The sequence below is a fragment of the Streptomyces viridosporus genome (assembly GCF_002078235.1).
Taxonomy (GTDB): domain Bacteria; phylum Actinomycetota; class Actinomycetes; order Streptomycetales; family Streptomycetaceae; genus Streptomyces; species Streptomyces viridosporus.
The window spans coordinates 1-3,852 of the sequence record NZ_MSGP01000311.1 but is presented as its reverse complement, the minus strand read 5'-3'; the positions used below and the strand labels follow the sequence as shown (position 1 = coordinate 3,852).

Below are 3,852 nucleotides of genomic sequence, written 5' to 3'. Positions count from 1 at the left end.
TGCCGGTGGAGGTCGTCGCCGGGCGCGTAGAGGTACCGGTTCTGCTTGGTGCGGCCCATGAAGTCCAGCTGGTCCAGCCGCTGCCGGTGCGTCCACGGGGTGCCGTAGAAGCCCTCGGTGATGCCGCGCACGGCGACGACCTCCACCGGCAGGCCCGCTGGCGCGAGCCGTACCCGGCCGAACGGCGCGCGGAGTTCCGGGAGCTGGCCGAGCGGGCCGGGCGCAACCACGTCACGCTCGGCTGGGCGGTGGCGCCGGGCCAGGCGATGTGCTTCGCCTCGGACGCCGACGTGCGCGCGCTGACCCGCAAGCTCGACGCGATGCGGGCGCTGGGGTTCCGCGCCTTCCAGCTCCAGTTCCAGGACGTCAGCTACAGCGAGTGGCACTGCGGGGCGGACGCCGACCGGTTCGGCTCCGGCCCCGGGGCCGCCGCCCGCGCCCAGGCGCACGTGGCGAACGCGGTGGCCCGGCACCTGGCGGAACGCCACCCGGACTCCCCCGCCCTGTCCCTGATGCCCACCGAGTACTACGAGGACGGCTCGACCGCCTACCGGCGCGCCCTCGCGAAGGAGCTGGACGCGGGCATCGAGGTGGCGTGGACCGGCGTCGGGGTGGTGCCGCGCACCATCACGGGCGGCCAGCTCGCCGAGGCGCGGAAGGTGTTCGGGCACCCGCTGGTGACCATGGACAACTACCCGGTGAACGACTACGCCCCCGGCCGGATCTTCCTGGGCCCCTACCAGGGCCGCGAACCGGCCGTCGCCGCGGGCTCGGCCGCCCTGCTCGCCAACGCGATGGAGCAGCCCGAGGCGTCCCGCATACCGCTGTTCACCGCCGCCGACTTCGCCTGGAACCCGCGCGACTACCGGCCCCGGGAGTCCTGGCGGGCCGCGATCGCCGACCTCGCCGGCGGTGACGCCGAGCGCCGCCGGGCCCTGACCGCGCTCGCGGGGAACGCCGCGTCCTCGGTCCTGGGCGGCGAGGAGTCGGCGTACCTGCGCCCGCTGCTGGAGGACTTCTGGCGGACCCGCGCCCGCGGCGAGGACGGGACCGGTGCGGCCGGCCGGCTGCGGGCCGCCTTCACGCTGCTGCGCGAGACACCCGGGCGGCTGTCCGGCACCGCGCTCGCGGTCGAGGTCGCCCCCTGGACCGGGCAACTGGCCCGCTACGGCGACGCCGGCCTCACGGCCCTGGACCTGCTGGACGCCCAGCGGTCCGGGGACGCGGGCGCCGCCTGGACGGCGTACCGGAAGCTGGGCGAGCAGCGGGCGCGGCTGGAGTCCACGCGGGTGACGGTCGGCGAGGGCGTGCTGGACCCGTTCCTGAGCCGGGCGCAGAAGGCGTACGAGAGCTGGGCCGGCATCGACCGCGAGCCGTCCGCGCCCTCCGGCGACCCGGCCGGCGAGCGCACCCTGCGCCTCGACCGGGCCCGCTCCCTGAACTCCGTGACGGTGCTCGCCGAGCCCGGCACGCAGGGCACGGTGGAGGTGCACGTGCCGGGCGAGGGCTGGCGCGGCCTCGGCGCGCTGTCCGGCACGGGCGCCACCGAACTGCGGGCCGACGGGCCGGCCGACGCCGTCCGGGTCACCGGCGCCGACCCGGACCGGGTCCGGCACCTGATCCCCTGGTACGCGGACACGGCCGCCGCCTCCCTGGAGCTGTCCGAGGGCCGTGCGGACGCCGACATCGGCGGCACCCGGCGGCTGACGGCCACCCTCGGCTCGCTGCGCCCCGGCGAGGCGCGCGGCAGGCTGACCGTCGAGGCCCCCGAGGGCCTGCGGGTCGAGGTCCCCGCCGGACCGCTGACCGTGCCGCGCGGCACGCCGCTGGAGGTACCGGTCGAGGTGACCGTGGAACCGGGCACGCCGGCCCGGTCGTACGAGGTCCGGTTCGGCTTCGGCGGGGTGAGCCGCACGCTGACCGTCCACGCCGTCCCGCGCATCGGGGGCCCCGACCTGGCCCGCACCGGCCGGGCGACCTCCTCGGCCGACGAGACCCCCGACTTCCCGGCCCCGGCGGCGAACGACGGCGACCCGGCCACCCGCTGGTCCTCCCCGGCCGAGGACGACTCCTGGTGGCAGGTGGAGCTGGAGCGTCCGGTGCGGCTCGGGAAGGTGGAGCTGCACTGGCAGGACGCGCACCCGTCGGCGTACCGCGTCGAGGTCTCGGCGGACGGCCGCACCTGGCGCACCGCGGCGACGGTGCGGGACGGGCGCGGCGGCCGGGAGACCGTCCGCATGGACGAGCCGGAGGTGCGCCACATCCGCGTCCAGGGCGAGAAGCGGGCCACGCGGTACGGGTACTCGCTGTGGTCGGTGGAGGCGTACGCGGTCGCGGACTGACCCGTCCCGGCCGCCGCCGTGAACCGGCGCCCCCGGGGCCGCCGATAGACGGGGTGTGAGACTGTTCCGCCCCGTGGGGGGCCACCGGGAGAAGGACGGGGAGGACTCCGACGCGGCTCTGCTGAGGGCCGTCGCGGGCGGGGACCCGGCGGCGATGGCCGCGTTGTACGACCGGCACGCGGGATGGCTGTACGCGCGGCTGAGCCGGCGCTGCGCCGACCCCGAGACCGTGCGGGAGGTGCTCCAGGACACGTTCGTCACGGTGTGGCGGTCGGCGGGCGCGCACCGCGGCGAGCAGGCCGGCGGCTGGCTGTGGACCATCGCCGCGCGGCGCCTGGTCGACACCTACCGGGCGCAGGAGCGGGCCGCGCGGCTGCGCACGGCGCCGATGGAGGAGGCGTGGGACGGCCGTCCGGCGGTCGGGGCCGCGTCGCCGTCCGCCGAGGACCGGGTGCTGGCGGGCCTGGAGTACGGGGACGTGGGCACCGCCCTCGACCGGCTCTCGCCCGAGCTGCGCGAGGTGCTGCGCGCCACGGTCGTCGACGGGCTGAGCACCCGGGAGGCCGCGCGGCTGCTGGGCATCCCCGAGGGGACCGTCAAGTCCCGGGCGATGCGCGCCCGCGCCGAACTCCGCGCGGCGCTCGCGCAGCTGAGCCCGTCACCGATGGGAGGTCCGGCATGACCGGCTGGCACGCGTCCGACCACCTCGTCGCCCGTTACGCCGACGGCTGTCTGCCGGAGGCGGACGCGTGGTCGCTGGAGAAGCACCTGGAGTCCTGCGGCGGTTGCGCGCGGCGGGTCTCGCGGGCGGTGCGCGCGACGGCGGCGGGCCCGGTGCTGGACGGCATCCGCGAGAAGATCCTGGCCGACGTCCGCGAGGCGATCCCGGCCCGGGTCCCCGAGGCGGCGCCGGCGGGCGGGGCGGCGGTCCCGACGGCGCACGGTCCGGTGCCCGGGGCGCCGGATCCCGCGCGCCCCACCGGATCCCCGGCCCGGGCCCGGCCGCGCGTGTACCGGTGGCCGTCCGCCGGCCCGGGCGCCGTGCGCCTGCTGTGGGCCCTGGGACCGGCCGTGCGCGGGGCCTGGCTGCCGGCCGTGCTGCTCGTCGCCGCCGGCGCCGTCGCGCTCGCCCACGGGGGCGGGATCGCGCACGCACGGCCCTGGCTGCTGGCCCTCGCCCCGGTCGTACCGGTCGCCGGGGTCGCCCTGTCCTACGGGCCGCACGCCGACCCGATGCACGAGATCACCGCGGCCACGCCGTCGGCCGGGCTGCGGCTGGTCCTGATGCGCACGGCCGCCGTGCTGGCGGTGAGTCTGCCGCTGCTGACCCTCGCCGGGGCGCTGCTGCCGTCCGCGGGCGCCCCGAACCCGGCCGCCTGGCTGCTGCCCGGTCTCGCGCTGACCCTGGCCTCGCTGGCCCTGGCCGGATACGTCGGCCTGCGCGCCGCCACGTCCGTGACCGGCGGCGGCTGGCTGTGCGCCGTCCTCGGCCCGGTGCTCACCGCACCGG

2 protein-coding genes and 2 pseudogenes are annotated in these 3,852 nt (G+C 78.0%); 3 read left to right on the top strand and 1 reads right to left on the bottom strand.

Annotated features, from left to right (window positions below; genetic code table 11):
* Nucleotides 1–134 (bottom strand): annotated as a pseudogene (locus B7L92_RS43935) (beta-N-acetylglucosaminidase domain-containing protein); the annotation flags it as partial.
* Between B7L92_RS43935 and B7L92_RS22015 the strand changes: the two are divergent.
* From B7L92_RS22015 to B7L92_RS22005, 3 genes and pseudogenes are all read left to right on the top strand, one after another.
* A pseudogene (locus B7L92_RS22015) lies at nucleotides 126–2,342 on the top strand (beta-N-acetylglucosaminidase domain-containing protein); the annotation flags it as partial. The pseudogenes B7L92_RS43935 and B7L92_RS22015 overlap by 9 nt on opposite strands.
* A gap of 55 nt (nucleotides 2,343–2,397) precedes the next feature.
* On the top strand, nucleotides 2,398–3,024 hold the full coding sequence (locus B7L92_RS22010; RefSeq protein WP_174703999.1) for an RNA polymerase sigma factor: 627 nt from the start codon (nucleotides 2,398–2,400) through the stop codon (nucleotides 3,022–3,024).
* Nucleotides 3,021–3,852 (top strand): zf-HC2 domain-containing protein (locus B7L92_RS22005; protein ID WP_081239198.1); only part of this gene is annotated, 832 nt, incomplete at its 3' end. The genes B7L92_RS22010 and B7L92_RS22005, both read left to right, overlap by 4 nt.